Consider the following 22,903-nt stretch of genomic DNA (forward strand, 5'->3'; position numbering starts at 1 on the left):
TCTAGTATAAGACATTTTAAACGGGGGTGTCAATGCATAACGGGTAAACAATTTATACCCGTTGGGTTAGTGATAAGTTAATTCCGCGCACGAATAAACCGATTGCGATACTTTAAGGGAGTAGAATTCATTTCTTTAGCAAAGACGTTGGTAAAATATGCCGAGGATGAAAAACCACATTCTTGGCTGATTTGAGTAATATTTAACGAACTTTTTCGTAAAAGCGAACAGGCCTTCTGCAATTTTAACTGGTGAACATACTGACTCGGTTTTTTACCAAGATAACGCTGAAATAACTTATATAAGTAAGAACGATCTACGTTGTTATTAGCAGCAATTTGGCTGATTGTGAGTCCTGAAGCAAAATTTTCGTCGACGTAAAGTAGTATTTTATCAAAAATCTGTTTTCCTTGGTTAACCGGATTGTTTGCGTGATTTTCTTGTTGTAGATAATCCAATAAAGAATAAACGGCGCTTAACGACTGGAAGTTTTGTTTGTCTTTAAACGCTTGGTAAACGTGGTTAAATAGCATTTCTTTAGTTTTATCAATGGAGGCGTTAATTACGAAATTCCGGCGGCTAAGTCCGATTTGAGCTAAATACTTAGCAGTTAATTCGCCCGAAATTCCGACCCACACATACGTCCAAGGATCGGCCTTATCAGGATAATAAATATTGGGGCAGTTAGCGGGCAACAAAAATGTATCGCCAGCCGAAAGGTGTTGTAAGTCGGAATTGCCGGCTGAAAAGTAACCTTTGCCGTCCATAACGTAGTGAAGCACCCAATAGTCAATCGGGATGTATTCAAAAGGCTTAGTGGGCTGACATTTTTCATAGCCGACTTCGTAAATGTGAAATTCTGCGCTAAGGGGATCGTTATCTACAAGAATGCTGACGTCTTCTGTAAATTGGTTATTCATTTGGGTTAACTCCTTATTGGTTAATGTCAACAAAATTACAATAAATGGGCAACAATTATTATGTCCGTGAATATGTAAGCGCTTTATAATTCAAGTATAGCAATTGCTTAATCTAGATGAAAGAAGGCTTTACAATCATGAACAATTCAAGAGAGCGTTTAGGACCAGTAGCCCTAATGTTGATGACCTTTTCAGCAGTTTTTGCTTTTCCCAGCATTGTCAACAATAGTATTCAAATTGGTTTAGCGACCATTCCTGGATACATATTTGGTTCGGTATTTTACTTTTTCCCGTTTATTTTGATGATTGCCGAATTTGCTTCAGCCAACGCAGAAAATGAATCTGGCATTCACAGTTGGCTAGCTTCAGTTCTCGGAGAACGCTGGGCCTTTTTGGGAGCATGGTCGTATTTTTTTGTTAACCTATTCTTCTTCTGTTCGTTGCTACCCAATACCTTGATTTATGCTTCGTATTCTTTTGTGGGTAAAAACGTTTTTGAAGGTAGCCATGGTACGAAGGTGATTGCAATTATTTCAGTAATTTTGTTTTGGATTATGACTTGGGTTTGTATCAAGGGAGTTTCTTGGATCTCGAAGGTAACTAATTTTGCGGGAAGTGCCCGGTTATTTATGGGCGTCGCGTTTGTTATTTTAGCTTTTATCGTTGTTTTTGGGTTTGGCAAGGCGCCGGCACAAGATTTTACGCTAAAATCGATTACTCCTAAGTTTAACTGGACGTTCTTCATGACGATGGCTTGGATTCTTCAAGCCGTGGGCGGTGGTGAAAGTATCGGAGTCTACATTAAAGACGTGAAGGGTGGCAATAAGATCTTCGTTAAAACAATGATTGGTGCCACCGTGATTGTAGGAATTATGTATATTTTAGGGGCCGTTGCAGTTGGTCTAGTGGTTCCTACTGAAGTATTGAAGGGAAATTTTTCAAATGGGATTTTTGATATTTTTAAAATTCTCGGTAACTATTTCAACATTCCTGGAGGAGTAATGGTTCGATTAGTGGGAGTGATTTTATGCTTGGGGAGCTTAGGTTCGTTAGCCCTTTGGACGGCAGCCCCGGTAAAGGTGTTCTTTTCTGAAATTCCAGAAGGTGTTTTTGGTAAGTGGTTAGTACGGACTAACGAAGAAGGTAACCCCACTAACGCTTTAATTGTTCAGGGAATTATTGTAACGACTTTGCTGATTGTACCGGCGTTAGGGATTGGAAGTATGGACAGCTTTTTAGAAACCCTCATCAACATGACCGCTTCGACGTCTTTGCTGCCAGTATTATTCTTGCTGATTGCCTATATTCAACTTCGTTGGAAAAAGGATGATATGCCGCGGAGCTTTAAGCTAGGGCACCGGTCGTTTGGGATTACGGTAGGAATTTTTCTGTTACTGACCTTCATCTTTGTATTCTTCATGTCCACCGTACCAGACCCCCATTTAATTATGCAGGAAATCCACGGCACGTTGCCCAAGGGGACCGCTAGTCCAATCGGAATGTTGGTTTATAACGTGGTCGGCTTAATCGTGTTCATGGGCTTTGCGTGGATTTGTTGGTACCGTTATGAACGCAAACAACGACTTAATTAGGTAAAGGAAGGTTAAAAAATGAAACAATGGGAAAACTATCAAGTAGATGGGATTAATCGAATGGCGCCGCGAGCACATTTTAACAGTTACCCGACTCGTGAAAGGGCGTTAATTGGTGAAAATCGGTACACCCAGGCCTTTAAGAATTTGAACGGGGTGTGGAAGTTTATGTTCTTGCCCGCACCGGAATATAGCCCAGAAAATTTCTTTGCAAGTGATTTTGACACTACTACTATGGACGAAATCACGGTCCCTGGAAATTGGCAACGCCAAGGATATGGCAAAATGCATTATTCAGACTTATGGTATAACTTTCCAATTGATCCACCGTACGTACCCACCGAAAATCCAACTGGAATTTATAAACGAACTTTTGAAGTGGGCGCCGAATTTAAGGATCAAACCATCATCCTTCGATTTTGTGGGGTGGACTCAGCGTATAAAGTTTGGGTTAATGGGCAAATGGTTGGTTACAGTAAGGGAGCACGTAACGAAGCTGAGTTCGATATTACGGATCTAGTGTATTTACACGAAGTCAATGATTTGACCGTGCAAGTTTACCAGTGGTCAGACGGGACTTATCTAGAAGATCAGGACATGTGGTGGTTAAGTGGCATTTACCGCGATGTGGAACTTTTGGGCGTCCCTAAAAATGGAATTCAAGATTTCCAAGTAACTGCGAACCTGCTCCACGATTACCAAGATGGTGATTTACAGATTACTGCTACTTTACGAAAAGAAGCTGGGCAGACAGTGCAAGTGGAATTGCTGGACGAAAAGCAAAACGTCCTTTACACGGCAACCAATCAACCACAGGGTACGCAGGTCAAATTTGAAACCCAAATTCCGCACGTTAAACCTTGGAGTGCCGAGCTGCCACATCTGTATACCGTCTTGATGACGGTTAAGCATGCAGAGCAAGTGATCGAGGTGATTCCTCAAACGGTCGGTTTCCGATCTATTGAAGTTGTGGGAGACACCTTTTTGGTCAATGGGGTGGCCATTAAACTAAAGGGGGTTAACCGGCACGACTACAATCCCCGTAACGGGCGGGTAGTCAGTGAAGCAGAGATTGAAAAAGATATTATTTTAATGAAACAATTTAATATTAACGCCATCCGAACTAGTCACTACCCTGATGCATACTATTTTTACGACCTTTGCGATCGCTACGGGATGTACGTCATTGACGAGACCGATTTGGAATGCCACGGCTTTGAATTAACTGAAAAGTATGACTGGATTAGCGACGACCCCCAGTGGGAGACGTCCTTTGTTAACCGGTTGATTCGGATGATTGCTCGTGACCGTAACCATCCTTCAATTATCTTTTGGTCGTTAGGAAACGAATCCTCTTTTGGCTGTAATTTCCGAAAAATGGCGGAAGTGGCTAAAGAAATGGATCCGACCCGGTTGGTCCATTACGAAGGTGATTTTGATGCTGAGGTAGTGGATGTATATTCTACGATGTACACCTGGTTAGAACATCCGACCCGAAAATTGCTCATGAAGGATGTAATTAAGAACGCTAAGAAACCGCACATCCTTTGTGAATATGGGCACGCCATGGGGAACGGACCGGGAAATTTAAAGGAGTACCAAGACCTATTCTATGCTCATGATAAACTGCAAGGTGGTTTTATTTGGGAATGGTTTGATCACGGGATTGAATCTTATACGGAAGATAGGCGCAAGTATTATCGCTACGGCGGCGATTTTGGGGACGATCCCACTAATGGAGATTTCTGTATTGACGGGCTCTTAATGCCGGACCGCACTCCTTCACCCGGCCTTTACGAGTATAAAAAAGTAATCGAGCCGGTAACCACCGAAAAAGTTAACCTTCAGGAAGGACGAATAAAGTTAATTAACCGGTATGATTTTACCAATTTACAGATTTTTGATTTAGTTTACGAAGTAATGGCAGACGACCAACTTCTAACTAGCGGCCGCATTTCGCTGCCAAGTATTCCCGCACGACAAACCAAAGAAATTCAATTACTGGATGAGCTACCGCATGCTGGGGAGCCTGGGGCAACGTATTACCTAAATCTTTCATACCGGCTCAGACGGAACACCTCGTTTGCGCCAGCGGGATTTGAATTAGCTACCGCCCAATTTGTTTTACCAATTCAATCTAGCCGAATCTTAGTGTCGCCACGAGGAACTTTACAAGTTAGTGAAGGGGCGACCACGTTGAAGATTAGTGGAAATAATTTTACAGTTACGTTGGATACCGTGTGCGGTCAGCTGATTGATTATCAAAAAGATGGGCAAAAGTTACTAAAACGGGGCCCGCAGTTTACCTTCTGGCGAGCGCCGACTAGCAACGATATGGAGATTGTAACCGAAATGAAGCAACGCCAATTTTTACATTTAGAGCATGAAGTAGTGCGTGATTTTAGTTGGCAAGCTAGCGAGCAAGAGGCGGTAGTTCGAGTGAAGACGATGCACGGGACTACTAATAGTGCTTGGCACTTTGATTGCCAGTACGAGTATCGGATTTTAGCAACCGGAGACATACTATTTAAATTAAACGGGACCCCAGATGGTAAGCTTGACATGACCCCAGACATGCTCCCTCGTTTGGGAGTGGATTTAAGATTAAATCCGGATTTAGCACAAGTTCGTTACTTTGGCCGTGGGCCTCGAGAAAACTATGTCGATTCTCGGGAAGCTGGGCTACTCGGGGTTTACACAACTGACGTGGATAGTTTATTTACCAATTACGTAGTGCCACAAGCAAACGGGAATCATTTAGATACTAAATGGGCCTCCTTAACGGATGAACGCGGTCAAGGGATGTTATTTAGTAATCCATCCGGAATTAACTTTAGCGCTTCTTATTATGAACAACGGGATCTTGATGAAGCCAAACACACCATCGATTTAAAGAAACGGGACTACGTGGTTTTGAATTTAGATTACCAACAAAACGCACTTGGTAGTTTTTCTTGCGGACAGTGGCAACTGGAAAAGTACCGTACAAAAGTTACGGATTTCGAATTATCATTTCGAATGACGGGCTTCAATCAAAAGGAGGTTCGGGATACCGTCCTTGCTCGGGAAGAGTTAGTTGACGAATTTGATTAGCATTAAAGATCTTAAGAACACGATAAATTAAAAACGGAAGCAAGTAGATTACTCTACGGGCTCCCGTTTTTTATTTGATTTCAAAGTGTGATTCGTATTTAAAACTGTGTTTAAGCACGTCGGATAGTTCCCGGGGAAAGTTATCGAGTTAGCTGATAAAAAGGCTAGCTAAGTTGATTAACTTATAGCTAGCCTTTATAGTTCGTTTATCGGCGTCGTTTTCCGTGGCGACCGACTGGTTTTACGAAAAAATTCAAATTAGGTCGGAAACGCCGTTTTCCGCGATGTTCGGATGGAACCGTGGCTGTCCGCGGGTGTTTTTTACGCCAAAATAGGTACCCGCCTACAATAATAATTAGTAAAATTAATGCCGTCCAAAGGCCGCCGTGATGTTCGTTGTACTCAATCCCTGAGCTATGCGAAGTATCCGATTCGACCGTGGTAATGATTTTACTTTTCTTAGCTTTATGTGCCTTAGAAGAAGACGAGTGTTTAGCAGACTTCGACTTTTCCGACGATTCTTTACTGGATTCATCCGTGGACTCGTCATCTACGGTCGATGACGAGGGGGCCTGGTTTTGATTGCCAAAGTTGTATTCGTGTGATTGCCACCGCCAATTTCCGTTGTGGTTGGTTTGGGATTGACGTTCCGCGGGACGCGAACTCGATTTAGCAGACGAAGAAGGCGCCGATGATGCTGGTCGACTGCTTGCGTGACTTTGTGCGGGCGCCGAACTGCTTGGTTGGGACTGACGCGGTTGCGAACTTGATTGATGGTTTTGATTGGAATTGTGATTATTATTATTTTGGGTAGCGTGACTTGAAGCAGCGGGACTACTAGTAGTTTCTTTACTGCTTGATTGTGTTTGCGTTACCTTTTGTTCATTTTCAGCCATTGAATCTACAAGCCTTTCATTGAGATTATTGACATACTGCCTTAAAATTACTTATTTAATTTTAGCATATTTCTGAAAATGCGAAACCTTCGGGAATTAGTTGGCCGGAGCATTTAAATTTTTGCGGGAGGTCTGCTATAATTTAGCTTAGTGATTACTTATGAAAAGGAAACTATCTATGAACGAATATAAAGATTTAAAAGACCGGCAAGCGCACATCCGGAATTTCTCAATTGTTGCGCATATTGACCACGGTAAATCAACTTTAGCGGACCGGATTCTCGAATTAACCGATACGGTCGCAAAAAGAGATATGCAAAATCAGCTGCTTGATACCATGGATTTAGAGCGGGAACGGGGAATCACCATTAAGCTGAATGCGGTAGAATTGCATTACACCGCTAAAGATGGCGAAAAGTACATCTTCCATTTGATTGACACTCCGGGACACGTAGATTTTTCATACGAAGTTTCTCGGAGTCTGGCCGCTTGTGAAGGCGCGGTCCTAGTAGTTGATGCTGCCCAGGGCGTGGAAGCACAAACGTTAGCCAACGTCTATTTAGCAATCGATGATGATTTGGAAATCGTTCCGGTAATTAATAAAATTGATTTGCCAGCTGCAGATCCTAAGCGAGTTCAAGATGAAATTGAAAACGTAATTGGGTTAGACGCCAGTGATGCAGTGATGGCGAGTGCTAAGCAAGGAATCGGAATTGAAGAATTACTCGAACAAATTGTCGAAAAGGTCCCGGCACCAGATGGGGATTTGGACGTACCGCTTCAAGCGCTAATTTTTGATTCCAAATATGATGATTACCGCGGGGTGGTATTAAGCGTCCGTTTGTTTGAAGGGATGGTTAAGCCCGGCGACACAATCAAGTTAATGAACAGCGGGGCAACCTACGAAGTTAACGAAGTGGGAGTTAATTCCCCAAACCCGCTTAAACGGGAATATTTAATGGCTGGTGACGTTGGTTACATCACCGCCAGCATCAAGGATATTAAGGACACTCGGGTTGGTGATACAGTTACGTTATTAAATAACCCGGCTGCAAAACCGTTAGAAGGTTACCGAGAAATGAATCCCATGGTTTATTCGGGACTTTATCCTACTGATAACGCTAAGTATAACGATTTGCGGGAGGCCCTAGAAAAGCTCCAGCTTAACGATGCTGCCTTAGAATTTGAACCAGAATCTTCTCAGGCATTAGGCTTCGGGTTCCGGTGCGGCTTTCTTGGATTGTTGCATATGGACGTAATTCAGGAGCGTCTTGAACGTGAATTTAATTTAGATTTGATTACTACGGCACCGTCGGTTACTTACCGGGTGGAATTAACCGATGGTAGCGAAATTTCGGTTGAAAACCCTTCGGAGATGCCGGATGCGTCGAACATCAAGAATATCAAGGAACCGTACGTTAACGCGGATATCATGGTGCCTAACGATTATGTGGGGGCCGTGATGGAATTGGCCCAGTATCGGCGGGGAATCTTTAATACGATGGATTACATTGACGAGAATCGGGTGGACGTTAAGTATGAACTACCATTATCCGAAATTATTTTTGACTTCTTCGATAAATTGAAGTCAAGTACACACGGTTACGCTTCATTAGATTATGAACTCGGCGAATATAAAGTCAGCAACCTAGTTAAAATTGACATTTTACTCAATGGCGATCGGGTTGATGCTTTAAGTTTTATCGCTCACCGAGATTTCGCTCAACAACGGGGTAACGAAATTACGGCTAGCCTTAAGGAAATCATTCCCCGACGGAACTTTGAAATTCCGGTCCAGGCAGCGATTGGAAATAAAATTATTGCGCGGACTAACATTCGTGCTTATCGTAAGGACGTTACGGCTCGCATTCATACTGGGGACCCAGACCGGCGTGCTAAGCTTTTAGAGAAACAAAAACGGGGTAAAAAGCGGATGAAATCGGTCGGAAAGGTTGAAGTGCCACAAGAAGCCTTCATGACTGTTTTGAAGACCGATACGGAAAGTAAAGGGAAATAAGCCTAATTTAAGACAAAATAAAACAGCGAAAACTAGTTTACTAGCTTTCGCTGTTTTTTTATAGTTCGGGATTATGGGCGAAGTAAAGCGGGGATAAGTCAGTTGACTTGGTAATTAACTCCGCGGTCAACGCTTGGTAAGCTTTAATCGCAATATCGCTAATCTCCGTACCAGCTTGGTTAAGCAACGGTGTTAATTCCTGACGATCGATTTGGGTAGCCTGCGTTTCGTATTCGTGTAGCTTATTTTTCATAGCTACGTTAACCTTACTTCGGGTGTCGTTAAGTGCTTTAATAAACTGTTGGTAATGCGCATCAGTAAGGACGCTTGCCAATTTGAAGACCCAGTACGCAGAATCTGCAGAGTAAATTTTTTCGCCATGGTGGTACATCTCCGGAGTGCTGCTCATCCCAGCAAAGAATGGGACATAAACGCTTTGCGCAGCTACGCCCATGGCCAGCCAGTGAATCCCACCAATTTCAATCGGAAGGTCTGGCTTAATTTGTAAAATGTGTGATTCTTGAGTTGCCGGCAGACTAATTGGCCGGAATTGATGCTTTTCAGTTTCCGTACCTGTGCCGACCGGATTATATGGGGTCCCTTCATAATGAGAACTTAAGATTTGTTGGACGTCCTCAACTTGAATTAAGCGACTAGCCCGTCGTATAAACGGAAGGTCATGACTAGTAGGACTTTGTTTAATTTCCGGATTTAAAATTCGTTGACCTTCCCAAACCCGCGGAGTGTTGTAATACTCATCTGATAAATCGTTCACCCCAAAGATTTCACGGAAGTTGAAACTTGCTGGGTTGGGGTTAAGGTGGTACTGGGCAACGAACTCACGAATGTCGGCCTTAAACATGAAGTGGTCCGGGTCATCAAAATCAATTTCTTGAATCGACAACTGGTTGGCCACTACTGCGTAGCAATCGTCAGGAATACGTTGCGCAACCCACTGATGGCCGCCAGCGGTTTCCATGTACCAAACCTCATCCGCATCGGCAAACAAAATTCCGTTAGTCTCGTTAGTGCCATTTTCTTCAATAAGTTTAGCTAGGTATTGAACTCCTTCACGGGCGCTGTGCACGTAAGGAAGGGTGACCGTTACCATAGCTTCTTCTCCCAGCCCATCTTTGACAAGCGGATCAAAACCTAAGACGCGTTCGTTAGTGTAGGCACTTTCGGTAGCACTCATCGCCACGCCGTATTCGTTGATTCCATCTTCTTCAAAGAGCCCAAATTCGGCAGTCCATTCTGGAGTGGCGGTATATTTACCCCGGACTTCCGGTAGTTTTGTAGTAAAGCCATTGTCGTTTGATTTAAACGTGCGTTCATCCGCGGTGGAAACGTGGTGGGGATGTACCACAAAATGCTTTGGCCAAGCTGATTTAGCGTCTTCGTTACGCGCAATCATCGTTGAACCGTCGGCAGTTGCCAATTTACCCGCTAAGAAACTTGTACAAGCTGAATATTTTTGAGTAATTGTCAAAACCTTCTTTCGTTATTTCCTTTAGTGTATCATAAGAAACCGATAGCGATGAGGGCATTGTTTCTAAAAAGCAGGCCAGCAAAACGTAAGATAAATTGATTTTATAATTGTTAAAAACACTTTGTTTTTTAAAGCAATTCATGAGATTATAGTTGTGGCAATTTTATTAAAGGAGGGATTTGAAATGCCGTTAATTCATATTGATTTAATCGAAGGACGTAGTGAAGATCAACTACGCGGATTGGTAAAGGACGTTACCGCGGCGGTAGTAAAAAATACTGGCGCTCCTGCCGAACACGTGCACGTTGTTTTGAACGAAATGCAAAAGAACCGTTATTCAGTAGCGGGGGTTTTAAAGAGCGACGAAAAATAGGTTGATTAATAAAAAGCTTCTTCAAAGAAACGGACCGGCACCTGCTGGATGGTTGTTTCTAATTGAAGAAGCTTTTTTACTAGTTAGCTAGATCGAGATATTCGGACAAGTACTTGGCAACCCCGTCATGCTCATTATCAAATTCGGTAATGTCGTTAGCAATCGATTTGATTTGGGCGGTTGCATTACGCATCGCCACTCCGCGACCCACGTAGTCAAGCATTTCAGCATCATTATGCTCGTCACCAAAGGCAATGATGTTTTGCCGGTCAATGTGGTAGTATCTTGCTAAGTAATCGACCGCTTTAGCTTTTTGAATCCCCTTAGAGACGATTTCTAAGACGCTGTGCGGACCGCCCCAGACCCCAACGTTAATATAATCGCGATAGTGATACAGTAACTGGTTTTTAACAAACTGGGCGCTGTTAGGTTCGACTAGGATGGTAATGGAAGTCGGGTTCCCCCGCAGGCTTTCTTCGGTTAAAACTTGGTCGTCTGAAATCTCATGCGGGAAGAAATCGAAGGTAGTCGGCGCGGCATGATCAGCAAAGAACGAATGCTTATTTTCAACCGCTAGTAACTTAATGCCGTAATCATCCTTATGGCGCATTAAATCATAAACTACGGCCTTATTGATGGTCATTGAATACTCGCCATCCCATTTTTGATGAGGAATGTGGGTCAAGGCACCGTTAAAATTGGCCATGGGAGTGGTTAATTGTAACTGGTCGTAAATGTCGCGAGCCATCCGGTATGGTCGTCCCGTGACAATTGAAACTAAATGTCCAGCCCGGGCAGCTTTTTGCAAAGTTTTAATGGTTAAGGGTGAAAGCTGACTATGATTATTTAAAGTGGTTCCGTCTAAATCCAGAGTGATTAATTTTTGTTGCATTTGATCGCTCCTTTTTAAAAGTATTATTAGCCTATTTTAAGCCAAGTGCTTATAAAATGAAAGGTACCTTACCAATTCTTACCGTCCGGTGGTCGACTTTAGTAAAATTAGTTATAATGGATTGCGAGTTTATTTAGTAAATTAAATTGAGAAGAGAGTGGAATATGCGACTTCCTGACGGTTTCAAAGAAAAATATCAAAAATTACTGGGCGAAGAGGCACAACCTTTTTTAGCGAGTTTTGACCAGGCAGTTGAAAAGGGCTTCCGAGTTAATCCGTTGAAGGGTGCGGTAAAATTACATGACCATTCAATCGACCAGCCAATTTCATATTCTGACTGGGGATATTATGGTAAGGTCAACGGTAAAACGATTGACCACCAAAGCGGGTTAGTTTACAGCCAAGAACCTAGTGCGATGCTGGTTGGCGAAATTGCCCGCCCGCAACCAGGCCAAAAAGTTTTGGATCTTTGTGCGGCCCCTGGCGGTAAAACTACTTATTTAGCTAGTTTTATGGCTCAGGAAGGACTTTTGGTTACTAATGAAATTAATCGGGGACGGGCTAAAGTCCTAGCTGAAAACGTGGAACGTTTCGGAATTCAAAATGCTGTAATTTTAAACGAGTCACCGGATCGGCTGGTAAAAAAATTTAACGGATATTTTGATTTAATCGTAGTAGATGCGCCGTGTTCTGGAGAAGGCATGTTTCGAAAGGACCCTGAAGCGGTCGAATACTGGTCTTTGGAATACCCAGAAGAATGTGCGCGGCGACAACGTGAAATCCTGAAAAGTGCCATGCAATTGCTTGCTCCGAATGGTAATCTGGTTTATTCGACGTGCACGTTTGCACCTGAAGAAGATGAACAAATCATTGCTTGGCTATTGGAAAACTATCCAGACTTGAAGATGGAACCCGTTGCGCGAACGGAAAATATGGATGCAGGGCGTCCTGAGTGGGCCAACGGCAATCCTGAATTAGCTAAGGCAATCCGATTGTTTCCCCATCATTTTAAGGGAGAAGGCCATTTTATTGCCAAGTTAAGTAATCACGCGGAAGCTGCGACACCTCAGCCAAAAGGCAAACGTAAAAAGAAGGGTCGGGCAAGTGATAATTTGTTAGACCGGGAACAACAACGATTATGGCAAGATTTTGCAAACCAGTTCCTCGTAAATCCCCAATCCTTTGCAAAGGATCATTTAATTGTGCACAATCAACGGCTATATTATCAAACCGTTCCCGTGGATTTGAGTGGCTTACGAATTGTTAAACCAGGACTTGAACTGGGGGAATTTAAGAAGAGACGATTTGAACCTAGTTTAGGCCTACTGATGGCCTTACGAAAAGCGGATATCCAACAAGTAGTAGAGATCACGCCAGAGCAGTGGCAAAAGTACGTGCATGGCGAAGAAATTGCTACGGAAGCTGCGGGCAAGGGATGGGTTGCTTTAGCGGTTGACGATATCATTGTCGGGCCGGGAAAGTTAGTCCAAGGTAAAGTTAAGAACTTTTATCCAAAGGGGTTACGGATAAATTTTGCGCTTAAGTAAAAATAAAATAAAAAGCTGGATCGGCGGTGGAAGCGTAATACGCTCGTTACCGTCATCCAGCTTTTATTTATCTTATCGTAATTGCCGCTCCGACAAGTCGGCTAACTTAGTAACCCCGAGCAATACCATTAGGCAGCGGAGTTGGTACTTCCAACGCTCAATTAGGTCGATGATTTCTTGGTCGTCGTGATGTAATAGCTGATGGAGGAAGTAGCCGGCAACGCCCACGTTGTCCGCTCCTAACGCAATACTTTTAATTACGTCAGCAGGGGTACGGATACCACCAGTTGCGGTGACCGATAGTCCTAATCCGTTAACTTCTTTGAGCGATTCGACAGTGGTGAGCCCCAAATCAGTTAAAAAGGCGAAATCCTTTTCGGAACGCCGCACGTTTTCGATTTGGACGAAGTTAGTACCGCCCTTACCACCAACATCAATGTACCGGATCCCGACGGATTGTAGTCGCAGAGCGTCCGCTCGGGTCATCCCCGCACCGACTGCTTTAACAACTACGGGGACGCTCACAGCTGCTTGAATGGCTTTAATTTGTTCTAAATAGTTAAAACTGCGGTCGCCTTCTGGCATAACCAGTTCTTGCGCAACGTTAATATGTAATTGCAAAACGTCTGCGTCAAGCATGGCGACCGCTTTTTTGGCTGCCGCAACGCTAGCGTCCGCGCCTAAGTTAGCTAAGATCAGTCCGTGGGGATTTTCATTTCGAACTACTTGGAAGGTATCGGCTAATTCCGGATACTTTAGGGCCACTGATTGAGAGCCCACCGCCATTGCCAAACCAGTTTCACGAGCAATGGTAGCTAATCGACGGTTAAGTTTCGCGGTCGTTGGGCTGCCACCAGTCATGGCTTGGATAAAGAAGGGGACTTCTATAGGAAGTCCTGCTAATTTAGTTTGGAGGCTAACGTCATCAATCCCCATTTCTGGTAAAGCGTTGGGGCGCAACTTAATTTCCGTAAAACCTGCAGATGCGACGGGCTGGTAAAATTTTTCAGCGAGTGAGACGTGTTCATCTTTACGGTGGGATTGAATATTTTTCATAAGTACTCCTAACTCAATTCATCGATATCATGGACATCCAAATCTAATGGTTGAATATCTTCTTTTTGCCATTCGTTAATAATTTTTTCAGTATTATCATTTTCTTCGGTGATTACAATTCCACAATCTCCGCCACCAGCCCCAGAAGATTTTGCAGCTCCGCCGAATTGTTCAGCAATGTCGCATAAACTAGTTAGCGCAGGGGTTTCAATGGAAACGCCGCTTAATAAACTTAATTGTTGTAAGAGAAGCCGGTTGGCGGTAATTTGTTGCTTAATTAATTGGCTGTCACCGTTTTTAAATCCTTCGATCATTTTGCGCAAGCATTCTGCACTGTTTGTCAAGAACTCGTGGTAACTGTCGGTTTCTTGGTAACTGGTGGTGGCAACTTGGTCAACCAGATCCGAAGTGGAAGCTGGTGAGCCAGTCCAACCAATTAGTAGTTTTAAATCGGCGGGAGGAGTTAATAATTCAATCTTTAACTCGGGCCAAGGCGTCCGTAGAATCGTTCCTAAATCTTTAGTGCGCCGCATACTATTTAACCATTCGCGGTTGAAGGAGCGGTATGCAATCCATCCGCCATAAACACTTGCGGCGATGTCGCCTAGCGAACCATTTCCCTGAACGTCTAAATGGGCAATTGAAGCTAGCTTAAAAAGTAACTTTTTGGTTAGGGGGATTTGGTAAAATTTGGCCAACGCCTTGATGGTAGCGACGGTGACGGCTGCTGAACTACCTAAACCATACTTTTTACCATCGCTGCTATCCAAGTCACTATTGATGTAGAGATTGTAAGTTCTTAGCTGACGGTGCATTAAAACCGCTAATTCTTCGGTGATGGAGATTGCCGCTAGAATATAGTGGTAAGGATTATCACGATTGTCAACTACCAATTGGCCGCCTTTACGACGCCAGGAGACCACGTTGTCATGATATTGCTTAGAGATGATGTTTCCAAAAGTTAACTCGCTAGGTTCAATACTAGCAGTAATAAATTGGTTCACCGCAACTAATACCGCACTGTTACCTGGTTCGACAATTGCGTATTCACCAGCAACGTATAATTTTCCCGGAGCTTTTTGTGTTATCAATTTAAAAATCCCTTTCAGTTTTTTGAGAATTTAATTCCACTGCCTGGACGGGCAATGACTAATTGGCGTTCTTCAAAGTAATTCTTTAAAAAATTTCGAATCGCTAAAATGTCTTTGTTTTGGCATAGAACCTTCACATTCGGGCCCGCATCAATGGTGTAATAACATTCGATGCCGTGTTCCTTTCGAAGCTGGGTAACGAGCCGGATGACTTTTAAGGTATCCGGCTGGAAGTAGGTAAATGCCGGAATGGCCGCAAGGGTGGTTGCGTGCATCATCATTGCACTATGCTCCGCTAGCTCCCCAATTTTGGTAAAGTCATTTTTCTTGACTGCGGCAAGCATTTCGGGGACCATGCGGTTAGATTCGGATACCCACGTGGGATAAAAGGGAGAAGTTTCTACCGTTCGTTGCATCCCGTTAGTGCTTTTAATACTCTTTTGATGACTATTGACTACGACAGTAACCATGTTTAAATCAATATCTTTTTCATTGACCACTTGTTCGACAAAGGAAGATTCATGATCGCTGCCACGGTGCCAATGCACAATTCCGCCGAAGACTGAGCGCGAAGCAGAACCAGAGCCCAACCGAGCAATTCGGGAAATGTTAGTTAGGTCATGTTCATCGCCTAAAGCATCCGCAGCGGCTCCAGCCAAAGCGGCCATTCCAGAAGCGGACGAAGCGAGCCCGGCTGAAGTCGGGACATGATTAAAAGACCGAATTTTTGCAAATCCAGGGTAATCATACTCTTCTTTTACGGCGTCAATTACGCGATTAATTCGGGCCATATGTTTATAAGGCATTAAATTGCCATTTAACCAGAACTCATTGACCTTGTAATCTTCAGAGAAGTTAACGACGGTATCCGTATAAAACTCGTCTAAGGTCAACGATACGCTATCATTAGCGGGGATGATTAATTCAGAATCAACTTTTCCCCAATACTTAATTAGCGCAATGTTGGTATGTGCGCGGGCAAAGCCACGCTTCTTGTCGGTTGTCTTCAAAACTAAAATCTACTCCTATAATTTTTCAATCCAAGTGGCAGTTGCTCCAGCTTTGCGTAATTGAGCGCTAACGTTTTCTGCCGCTTGGGCATCGGAAACTAAGGAAATTACACAGCCACCTAGCCCGCCACCGGTTAATTTACTGCCTAAAGCACCGGATTGGTTAGCCGCTTGGATTAATTTTTCGACTGCCGGATGGCTAACTCCTAGCTGACGGAGACAAGCTTGCGCGTTATTCATAATGTCACCTAAAGCTAAAGAATCGTTATCCTTTAAGGCAGTTGCAGTTTGACTAGTTAATTCTCCCAATTTTTCAATCAAAAGTCTACTATCATTATCGATACGTAGCTTGTTCTTAACAATGTCAACGGCTTCGCCAGTCTTTCCTTTAATTCCGGAATCACTGATCACTAAGTAGCCGTTAAAATTAATTGGCAAAGCTTTAATGGTCCCATCTCGTTTAAACCAAATTGGTCGGTCTGCGCTGGCGGTTGCCGAATCAAGGCCGCTAGGGTTACCATGGATAATTTTTTCGGAAATATTAACCGTTTTTAATAGCTTGTTTTTAGTTAAGGGGCGGTCAAAAAAGGCGTACATGGCGCGTACAATTGCTACGGCAGTGGAAGCCGAAGAACCCATCCCCCGTTCAGCTGGAATTTGGCTGTCAATATCTAGTAACAATCCATAATGTGGCTTTCCTAACGTAGTTAAAGTTTGGTTAATCAGCTGCTTGATTCCCAACAAATTACTATGAATATCATTTAAGAAGCCATTAAAATAGCGACTCCGTATTTGAATGTCGCCAGGGATGGATTGTATTTTTACGGTTGTTTTTACGTTACGGATGGGAAGGGCAATCGCGGGCTGATTATACACCACACTGTGTTCACCCATTAAAATAATTTTTGCGTTACTAGTTTTAATTACCTCTTTCACGATGCTCCTCCTTTTTGGCCTAAAGTAAATGATACTCTAAATCAGAGGATTTTTCGATGTAGAGAAGGTAAACATTTGGTAAAATTAGTAATTAGAGACTAAGGTTGGAGATTTAGTAATGAAAAAAACAAGGTATGCTGTTGTAGATTTAGAAACAACCGGTACGGGATCGGTTGAAGAAAGTCGAATTATTCAAATTGGCTGTGCTTTTATTGAAGGCGACCAAATTACTGAAACTTATCAAACAAAAATTAACCCGCAGATGACGATTCCTAAGCGAATTTCACGATTAACGGGGATCACGGATCAACAAGTTCGCCAGGCCCCTAAGTTTGCAGACGTGGCGGATAAGATCTATCAAAAATTAGCGGGCACGGTGTTCGTAGCGCACAACGTTAATTTTGATTTTCCGTTCTTAAATCGAGAATTGGTGCGTAGCGGGTACCCAGAATTAGACTTAAAAGCGATTGATACCGTTACGTTAAGCCAGGTTCTTTTTTCGCGTACCCGTGGTTATCGGTTACGGGATTTAACTAATTATTTACACATCGAACACGACGACCCGCACTCGGCAGATAGCGATGCCGTGGCAACCGCACATTTATTCTTGAAAATTAAAGCTGCGTTAAGCGAATTGCCAATCGTTACCTTAGAGCAGTTAGTTAAATTAGGTGACCAACTACCTTTACAAACCGCAACGATTTTAGAAGCGGCGTTGCAAAAAAGCAAACGGCATCCCAATAAGTTGCCGGATGACTTATTAGTGGTTGACGGATTGGCAATTAAACGACCCGCTCCCTTAAATACGGGTGAAGAGGTTAACGTAAAAAAAGAAGCCTATCCACAGACTAAGCGAAGCAAAATAAAATTGTACAACAAGACGTTAAAGTGGCGTAAGAGTCAAGCAACCTTAATGAACTATGTTTACCAACAGTTTAGTCAAGAAAACGAAGAAAGAAACATCGTTGTTGAAGCTCCTACGGGGATGGGCAAAACGTTAGGGTACTTGCTTCCCCTTAGTTATGTGGGGCGGCAGCGCGCGCGTAAAGTGGTGATTAGCGTCCCTACTACCGTTTTACAGAACCAAGTTCTTAAGGTAGGTAAGGAGCAGCTAAATCCGCTTTTGAGATACCCCCGGCAATTTGCGGTATTAAAGGGTAGCAGCAATTATTTGAATTTAGATTTGTTTGCCAAAAAAATTGCCACCCCAACGGAACTAAGTAAGGATAGCCGGTTGTTAGCAATGAAAATTTTAGTTTGGCTTACCACCACAGAGACTGGTGATTTCGATGAAATTAATTACCACGTTGGTTTTGGCAATAGTATTGATCAATTTCGCCATGCGGGGGCAACCGTATTATCTGCACAATCGCCGTTTTACAGTTATGATTTTTATCGGCGCGCTAAAACCAAGTTAAAGTTTGCTGATTTCATTATTACTAACCATGCTTACTTGGCACATCACAGTGCAAAGTTTAACGTGCAGGAGCGGGCGCCATACTTAGTGATTGACGAAGCTCAGCATTTTGCACAGGAATTAGCTAATTTAAATCAACAATATTTAGACTTAAATGAATTGATGATGGAAGCGCATCGGTTAGTTAGCCGATTATTAATGAACCACCATGATAACCTAATGCGTTCGGTAATGAAGCATCCGTTGGCTGGTTTTCATATTCGCCGGTTCGTTAATAGCCTAGAAAAAATCAATCGGCTAATTTCCCAAATTCAAGGGAATTTGTATGAACATTTTGTTCAACGGCAAAAAGTGGAACTGGTTGAAAATCAACCAGCTGAAATTGCAATCGACGAAGCTACTATTCAGCAGCTAAATCAAAACGAGTTTAATGCGCTCACCCAAGAACTCGCTAACACCTTTATTGAATTTGACACACTGGACCGGTATTTCAAACAACATGACTTAGGTTCGGTAACCAACGAAGCCTGGCGACAAATCGGAGCGTTTCAAGGTAACCTAACTAAGTTTTACGACGCGATTCGCGACTTGAAAAATGATTCCGCGCAAAGTTACTACTGGATTACTTTAGGCCCTAATCACGATGCTGGTAGTATCCGAATTGGCCGGGGAGTAGTTAATCCTGGAGAATTTTACCAAAAAGAAATCGTGCCAGCATTTGCTCAAATTTTGTTAATCGGTGGTACACTATTTGTTGGTAATCATCGAGATTATTTCTTAGACAAGTACGCCTTAACCAAGGAAAATGCAATTATTCGTTCCTTTAACACGGGGGTAAACTTTGCAAAACAACTTGACTTTGAAGTTTTAGATTCTAGTTTTACGCTGGATCCGGACACCTCGCCGAAAGCTTACGAGCGCTTTTTGGCCAACGCAATCGTGGAATTAACGGAAGACGTTAACCGGCAAACTTTAGTACTTTTTAATTCGTTAGATACCATTGAGAAGGTATATACTAGGATGATGCAGGAACATCCTGAGCGCTCCCGTAAAATCTTGGCTCAGGGCGTGCATGGTTCTCGTGCTAAGATTATCCGAGAGTTTAACGATGAGGATAACGCAATCCTGTTAGGTGCGGCGTCATTTTGGGAGGGAATTGACTTTCCTGGTGACCGTTTAGAGTACCTAATTGTGACCCGGCTTCCATTTCGTTCGCCAGGCGATAAGCTAGTTCAACTAGCCGCTAAGCGGGCACGAAATCCGTTCCGGCAATTTACGTTGCCAGACGCGTTATTAACTTTCAAGCAGGGCCTAGGACGAGTAATTCGCAATAGCGATGATACCGGAGCAGTCGTGATGTTAGATAATCGGATTATGAAACGTCGTTACGGCAAGCAATTTATCCATCAGCTGCCTAACGGAGTAGAAGCCCACTATGGCAAAATTGATGAGATTAAAACAAGGGTCGCTGACTTTTTTAAGTAGTCCCGTTGTTTATGTTAGTTGAGGAAGATTATGAAAAAAGGTAGACTTAAACATCCATTTTTGCTGATAACTTTTATTGTACTTGCAACAATTATTGGTTCAGCTGTGATTATTTTTAATGAGATTAACCAACCCATTCAGGGGGATACCCGCGTAGCAAAAACGATTGCGCTAGACAATACTGACTTGACCAAAGTTGATCGGGTAACGCGATTTGTTTATAACCAAACCGAGTACACAGTTTCTGGTGCAAAAAAAGACGGCACTAACATCTTTGTGGTAATTGCTGATCATGGAAAGAAAATCACGGTATACCCTCAATCAGCTGGAGTGTCGGAACAGGCCGCAATTAAAACTGTTGAGCAAGATTCTGCGTTAAAAGAAATTACGTCCAGCCGATTTGGGATTGTTAAAAAACGTCCGGTGTGGATGATTTCGTACATTAACCAGAAGGACCATTTAGTCATTAAACTAATTGACTTTAAAACTGGACAAGAAATCAAGCACGTATCCACGTACTAAGTTAAGGAGCAAATATGCAAGACGTATTGTTGAAGTTATTACAGGACGGAAACACTAGCATTCCTAATTTTTTGTTAGATAATTATGCAAAGTTGGGGATGACTAACAACGAATTTTTACTATATTTACAAATTAAGAAAGAACAATCGCGGGGAAATGGGTTCCCGCCGATGGATAAACTTGCCACGAGTTTAGGCATTGACAGTCAAACCCTATTTGCAACCATCCAATCTTTACAAGACAAAAAGATGTTGGAAATTAAGCAAAGACGGGATGGACAGGGTCAGCTAACTGATTTTTATGATTTTAGTTTGTTTTACCAAAAGTTAATTGCCCTCTTAGATGGAAAGGCGAATCAAGAGGTAGCAACTCAAACGCAAGAGAAAACCAATAGCATTTATGACCAGATTCAAGTAGAATTTGGGCGAGCATTGTCACCGATTGAGATTGAGACGATTGCCCAATGGGTCGATACGGATCACTTTTCGCCGGAATTAATCCGGTTAGCTTTAAAAGAAGCGGTTTTAAATCAAGCGTATAACTTGAAATATATGGATCGGATTTTATTGAATTGGCAACAACGAAACCTCACCACGGCGGCTCAGGTAGAAAGTAGTCTCAAGCAGCGCCCGCATGGTGAAGCGGAAAATAGTTCCAAGGCCACCAAAAATAAAGCCTCAAATGTATATATTCCGCTAATTAAACTTACCGATAACCAAGATAATAAATAAATGTATAAAAAGAGAGTGGGACAAAAGTCGGGTAGTTTGCGAGCATTAACTGAAAATTGACCATGATGTGATAATCCCTTTATGGTTGTCAGATGAAATAACATAATTCATCTGATAATCATGGAGGGATTTTTGAATGTCTAGATCTAAGTACACAGCATTAGAAAAATTAAATTTTATAAATGAATTTAACCAATCGAATATTAGTCAAAGAGCATTTGCTAAATATCATGGTCTTCGAAGAAGCACTTTTAAGGATTGGTTAATACGCTACGAAACCTTTGGTATTAAAGGTCTGATGGAAGTTAAAAAAAACAATAAATATTCCACTGACTTTAAGTACACAGCGGTTATGGCATATTTGAATGGTGAAGGTACCCTTAGTGAATTAATGAGTAAATTTGGATTACGTTCATGTAAGCAACTAATTGACTGGATTAACAAGTATAATGAGGATAAAACTTTAACGGCTACGCCGTTTAGGAAGAAGGTCCCCGTTATGAGTCGTAAGACAACTTTTGAAGAGCGAATAGAAATTGTCGAGTGGATTACCAAAGGTAAACATTCGTATGCCGAAGCAGCTGAGCACTTTAAGGTATCATACCAACAAGTTCGCTCATGGGTTATCAAAGCTCAAACTGGTGGTTATGAAAGCCTCGCAGATAATCGTGGGCATCGTAAACCAACTACAGAATTAACCGAAACAGATAAATTAAAGCGCGAAAATCGGCAACTCAAGGCACAATTAGCTGAGAAAAAAATACTTGAAGAATTCGTAAAAAAATACATGGAACTTCAGCGCAGGGGGTGAAAAAGCAACATCGGTTGATTTATCAAGCAATTAAAGAAATCAGTCAATATCACTTTGGAGCAGTATCGCTTCTTTTGAGGAATGCAGGTTTAAGCCGACAGGCTTATTATAAATTTCTAAAACGCAAAGAAACGGATTGGGAACGACAAGATCAACAATTAAATAACCGTGTACAATATTGGTTTGATTTTCATCATCAAGGTATTGGCGCTGGAAATATATTAGTTAATTTAGAAAAAGATAAGCTGATTGGTTTCCCTGTGACCACTAAAATGGTCCGTCGTGTAATGCGTAAATTGCGTATTAGATGTCAGATTCGACCGAAGAAACATAATCGAAACAAACAAAACGAACAATATATCCAAGACAATTTATTAAATCAAAATTTTGAAGTAAACAAGCCAAACGAAGTTTGGTTAGCAGATTCAACTGAATTATCTTATGGAGTAAACAGTGAATATAAGGTACGCCTTAGTGGCGTACTAGATTTATACGGTCGAAAGTTACTTACATATACCTTAAGCGAAACAGAAACTAGCAAATCACAGGTACAACTATTTAAGCGGGCGTTTTCAATGGTAAGTTGTGTTCAACCACTAATTCATACTGACCGTGGATCAGCCTACACCTCCGGAACATTTAACAATTTTCTTAATCAATTCAACATTAAACGAAGTATGTTACGTCCTGGAACTCCGTATGATAATGCTCCGATGGAGCGATGGTGGAATGAATTTAAACTACGTTGGATAGAACGGCATGAAACACCTAAAACTTATCAAGAGCTGATTAAGTTAGTTGAAAGTGGAATTGAATATTTTAATCATTATGATCGAACAACAAAAAGAAACGGCCTCACTCCAGATGAATACTGGAATGAAGCCGTTTAGTAAGCCGCCTAATTTTATATTATTTCATCTGTCAACTTGACAGGGCCTAGTACATGATGCCTGAATTTGGCATCATGGCCAATTTTTTGTTAAGCGGAACAAACTGACTTTTGGTACACGTTTTGGCTCTATTGA

General features: G+C 42.4%; 18 protein-coding genes. 10 read left to right on the top strand and 8 right to left on the bottom strand.

The window, feature by feature from the left end; all coding sequences use genetic code 11:
- Positions 1–77 precede the first annotated feature (77 nt).
- A complete protein-coding gene (locus NL111_RS04840) occupies positions 78–920 on the bottom strand; it encodes an AraC family transcriptional regulator (RefSeq protein ID WP_002831582.1) in 843 nt (280 codons plus the stop codon).
- Positions 921–1,036: 116 nt separating this feature from the next.
- On the opposite strand from NL111_RS04840, the gene NL111_RS04845 reads away from it, so the two are divergent.
- Positions 1,037–2,512, top strand: a complete 1,476-nt coding sequence (locus NL111_RS04845) for an amino acid permease (RefSeq protein WP_220444135.1) — start codon at positions 1,037–1,039, stop codon at positions 2,510–2,512.
- Between the two features lie 18 nt (positions 2,513–2,530).
- Complete coding sequence (gene ebgA / locus NL111_RS04850; RefSeq protein ID WP_285110573.1) at positions 2,531–5,605, top strand: beta-galactosidase subunit alpha; 3,075 nt, start codon at positions 2,531–2,533, stop codon at positions 5,603–5,605.
- A gap of 206 nt (positions 5,606–5,811) precedes the next feature.
- Here the strand turns inward: ebgA and NL111_RS04855 are convergent, their stop codons facing one another.
- Complete coding sequence (locus tag NL111_RS04855; RefSeq protein ID WP_285110574.1) at positions 5,812–6,501, bottom strand: hypothetical protein; 690 nt, start codon at positions 6,499–6,501, stop codon at positions 5,812–5,814.
- A 178-nt stretch (positions 6,502–6,679) separates the two neighbouring features.
- On the opposite strand from NL111_RS04855, the gene lepA reads away from it, so the two are divergent.
- Positions 6,680–8,518, top strand: coding sequence for a translation elongation factor 4 (lepA, locus tag NL111_RS04860; RefSeq protein ID WP_285110575.1), 1,839 nt, complete (start codon positions 6,680–6,682; stop codon positions 8,516–8,518).
- A 58-nt stretch (positions 8,519–8,576) separates the two neighbouring features.
- On the opposite strand, the gene NL111_RS04865 is transcribed toward lepA, so the two are convergent.
- The gene (locus NL111_RS04865; RefSeq protein WP_285110576.1) at positions 8,577–10,007 is read right to left on the bottom strand and encodes a C69 family dipeptidase; all 1,431 of its coding nucleotides are present in this window, start codon (positions 10,005–10,007) and stop codon (positions 8,577–8,579) included.
- Positions 10,008–10,191: 184 nt separating this feature from the next.
- On the opposite strand from NL111_RS04865, the gene thmT reads away from it, so the two are divergent.
- Positions 10,192–10,380: a 2-hydroxymuconate tautomerase gene (thmT, locus tag NL111_RS04870; RefSeq protein WP_002831590.1), complete on the top strand. Its 189-nt coding sequence runs from the start codon at positions 10,192–10,194 to the stop codon at positions 10,378–10,380.
- 79 nt (positions 10,381–10,459) lie between these two features.
- On the opposite strand, the gene NL111_RS04875 is transcribed toward thmT, so the two are convergent.
- Positions 10,460–11,272 (bottom strand): Cof-type HAD-IIB family hydrolase, encoded by an 813-nt coding sequence (locus NL111_RS04875; RefSeq protein WP_285110577.1) that lies wholly within the window; start codon positions 11,270–11,272, stop codon positions 10,460–10,462.
- A gap of 164 nt (positions 11,273–11,436) precedes the next feature.
- Here NL111_RS04875 and NL111_RS04880 point away from each other — a divergent pair, with 164 nt between their 5' ends.
- The gene (locus tag NL111_RS04880; RefSeq protein WP_285110578.1) at positions 11,437–12,819 is read left to right on the top strand and encodes an RsmB/NOP family class I SAM-dependent RNA methyltransferase; all 1,383 of its coding nucleotides are present in this window, start codon (positions 11,437–11,439) and stop codon (positions 12,817–12,819) included.
- Positions 12,820–12,891: 72 nt separating this feature from the next.
- Here NL111_RS04880 and fni read toward each other — a convergent pair whose 3' ends face one another.
- Genes fni through mvk form a run of 4 tightly spaced genes read right to left on the bottom strand, consistent with a single transcriptional unit; the run spans position 12,892 to position 16,912 of the window.
- A complete protein-coding gene (gene fni, locus NL111_RS04885; protein ID WP_285110579.1) occupies positions 12,892–13,875 on the bottom strand; it encodes a type 2 isopentenyl-diphosphate Delta-isomerase in 984 nt (327 codons plus the stop codon).
- Positions 13,876–13,883: 8 nt separating this feature from the next.
- On the bottom strand, positions 13,884–14,966 hold the full coding sequence (locus NL111_RS04890; protein WP_285110580.1) for a phosphomevalonate kinase: 1,083 nt from the start codon (positions 14,964–14,966) through the stop codon (positions 13,884–13,886).
- A gap of 14 nt (positions 14,967–14,980) precedes the next feature.
- Positions 14,981–15,976, bottom strand: a complete 996-nt coding sequence (gene mvaD, locus NL111_RS04895) for a diphosphomevalonate decarboxylase (RefSeq protein WP_002831597.1) — start codon at positions 15,974–15,976, stop codon at positions 14,981–14,983.
- Positions 15,977–15,991: 15 nt separating this feature from the next.
- Positions 15,992–16,912 (bottom strand): mevalonate kinase, encoded by a 921-nt coding sequence (gene mvk / locus NL111_RS04900; RefSeq protein ID WP_053906018.1) that lies wholly within the window; start codon positions 16,910–16,912, stop codon positions 15,992–15,994.
- A gap of 118 nt (positions 16,913–17,030) precedes the next feature.
- On the opposite strand from mvk, the gene NL111_RS04905 reads away from it, so the two are divergent.
- From NL111_RS04905 to NL111_RS04925, 5 genes are all read left to right on the top strand, one after another.
- The gene (locus NL111_RS04905) at positions 17,031–19,814 is read left to right on the top strand and encodes a helicase C-terminal domain-containing protein (protein WP_002831602.1); all 2,784 of its coding nucleotides are present in this window, start codon (positions 17,031–17,033) and stop codon (positions 19,812–19,814) included.
- 30 nt (positions 19,815–19,844) lie between these two features.
- Entirely contained in the window at positions 19,845–20,336 is a 492-nt protein-coding gene (locus NL111_RS04910; protein WP_285110581.1) for a cell wall elongation regulator TseB-like domain-containing protein, read from the top strand.
- A 14-nt stretch (positions 20,337–20,350) separates the two neighbouring features.
- Positions 20,351–21,067 carry a DnaD domain-containing protein gene (locus tag NL111_RS04915; protein ID WP_002831606.1) on the top strand — a complete coding sequence of 239 codons (717 nt, stop codon included), beginning with the start codon at positions 20,351–20,353 and terminating at the stop codon, positions 21,065–21,067.
- 136 nt (positions 21,068–21,203) lie between these two features.
- Positions 21,204–21,878, top strand: a complete 675-nt coding sequence (locus NL111_RS04920; RefSeq protein WP_004165838.1) for a helix-turn-helix domain-containing protein — start codon at positions 21,204–21,206, stop codon at positions 21,876–21,878.
- A complete protein-coding gene (locus NL111_RS04925) occupies positions 21,875–22,768 on the top strand; it encodes an IS3 family transposase (RefSeq protein WP_285110582.1) in 894 nt (297 codons plus the stop codon). The genes NL111_RS04920 and NL111_RS04925 overlap by 4 nt, the downstream gene beginning before the upstream one ends.
- Positions 22,769–22,903 lie beyond the last annotated feature (135 nt).

Origin of the sequence: Pediococcus sp. AC40 (genome assembly GCF_030252485.1) — a bacterium.
GTDB lineage: Bacteria > Bacillota > Bacilli > Lactobacillales > Lactobacillaceae > Pediococcus > Pediococcus acidilactici.

What these genes read in the sequence shown, in the direction of transcription:
- NL111_RS04920 (WP_004165838.1), top strand. Translation starts at nt 21,204, where the DNA reads ATGTCTAGATCTAAGTACACAGCATTAGAAAAATTAAATTTTATAAAT.
- NL111_RS04845 (WP_220444135.1), top strand. Translation starts at nt 1,037, where the DNA reads ATGAAAGAAGGCTTTACAATCATGAACAATTCAAGAGAGCGTTTAGGA.
- NL111_RS04910 (WP_285110581.1), top strand. Translation starts at nt 19,845, where the DNA reads ATGAAAAAAGGTAGACTTAAACATCCATTTTTGCTGATAACTTTTATT.
- NL111_RS04875 (WP_285110577.1), bottom strand. Translation starts at nt 11,272, where the DNA reads ATGCAACAAAAATTAATCACTCTGGATTTAGACGGAACCACTTTAAAT.
- lepA (WP_285110575.1), top strand. Translation starts at nt 6,680, where the DNA reads ATGAACGAATATAAAGATTTAAAAGACCGGCAAGCGCACATCCGGAAT.
- NL111_RS04915 (WP_002831606.1), top strand. Translation starts at nt 20,351, where the DNA reads ATGCAAGACGTATTGTTGAAGTTATTACAGGACGGAAACACTAGCATT.
- NL111_RS04855 (WP_285110574.1), bottom strand. Translation starts at nt 6,501, where the DNA reads ATGGCTGAAAATGAACAAAAGGTAACGCAAACACAATCAAGCAGTAAA.
- fni (WP_285110579.1), bottom strand. Translation starts at nt 13,875, where the DNA reads ATGAAAAATATTCAATCCCACCGTAAAGATGAACACGTCTCACTCGCT.
- NL111_RS04880 (WP_285110578.1), top strand. Translation starts at nt 11,437, where the DNA reads ATGCGACTTCCTGACGGTTTCAAAGAAAAATATCAAAAATTACTGGGC.
- ebgA (WP_285110573.1), top strand. Translation starts at nt 2,531, where the DNA reads ATGAAACAATGGGAAAACTATCAAGTAGATGGGATTAATCGAATGGCG.
- thmT (WP_002831590.1), top strand. Translation starts at nt 10,192, where the DNA reads ATGCCGTTAATTCATATTGATTTAATCGAAGGACGTAGTGAAGATCAA.
- NL111_RS04905 (WP_002831602.1), top strand. Translation starts at nt 17,031, where the DNA reads ATGAAAAAAACAAGGTATGCTGTTGTAGATTTAGAAACAACCGGTACG.
- NL111_RS04840 (WP_002831582.1), bottom strand. Translation starts at nt 920, where the DNA reads ATGAATAACCAATTTACAGAAGACGTCAGCATTCTTGTAGATAACGAT.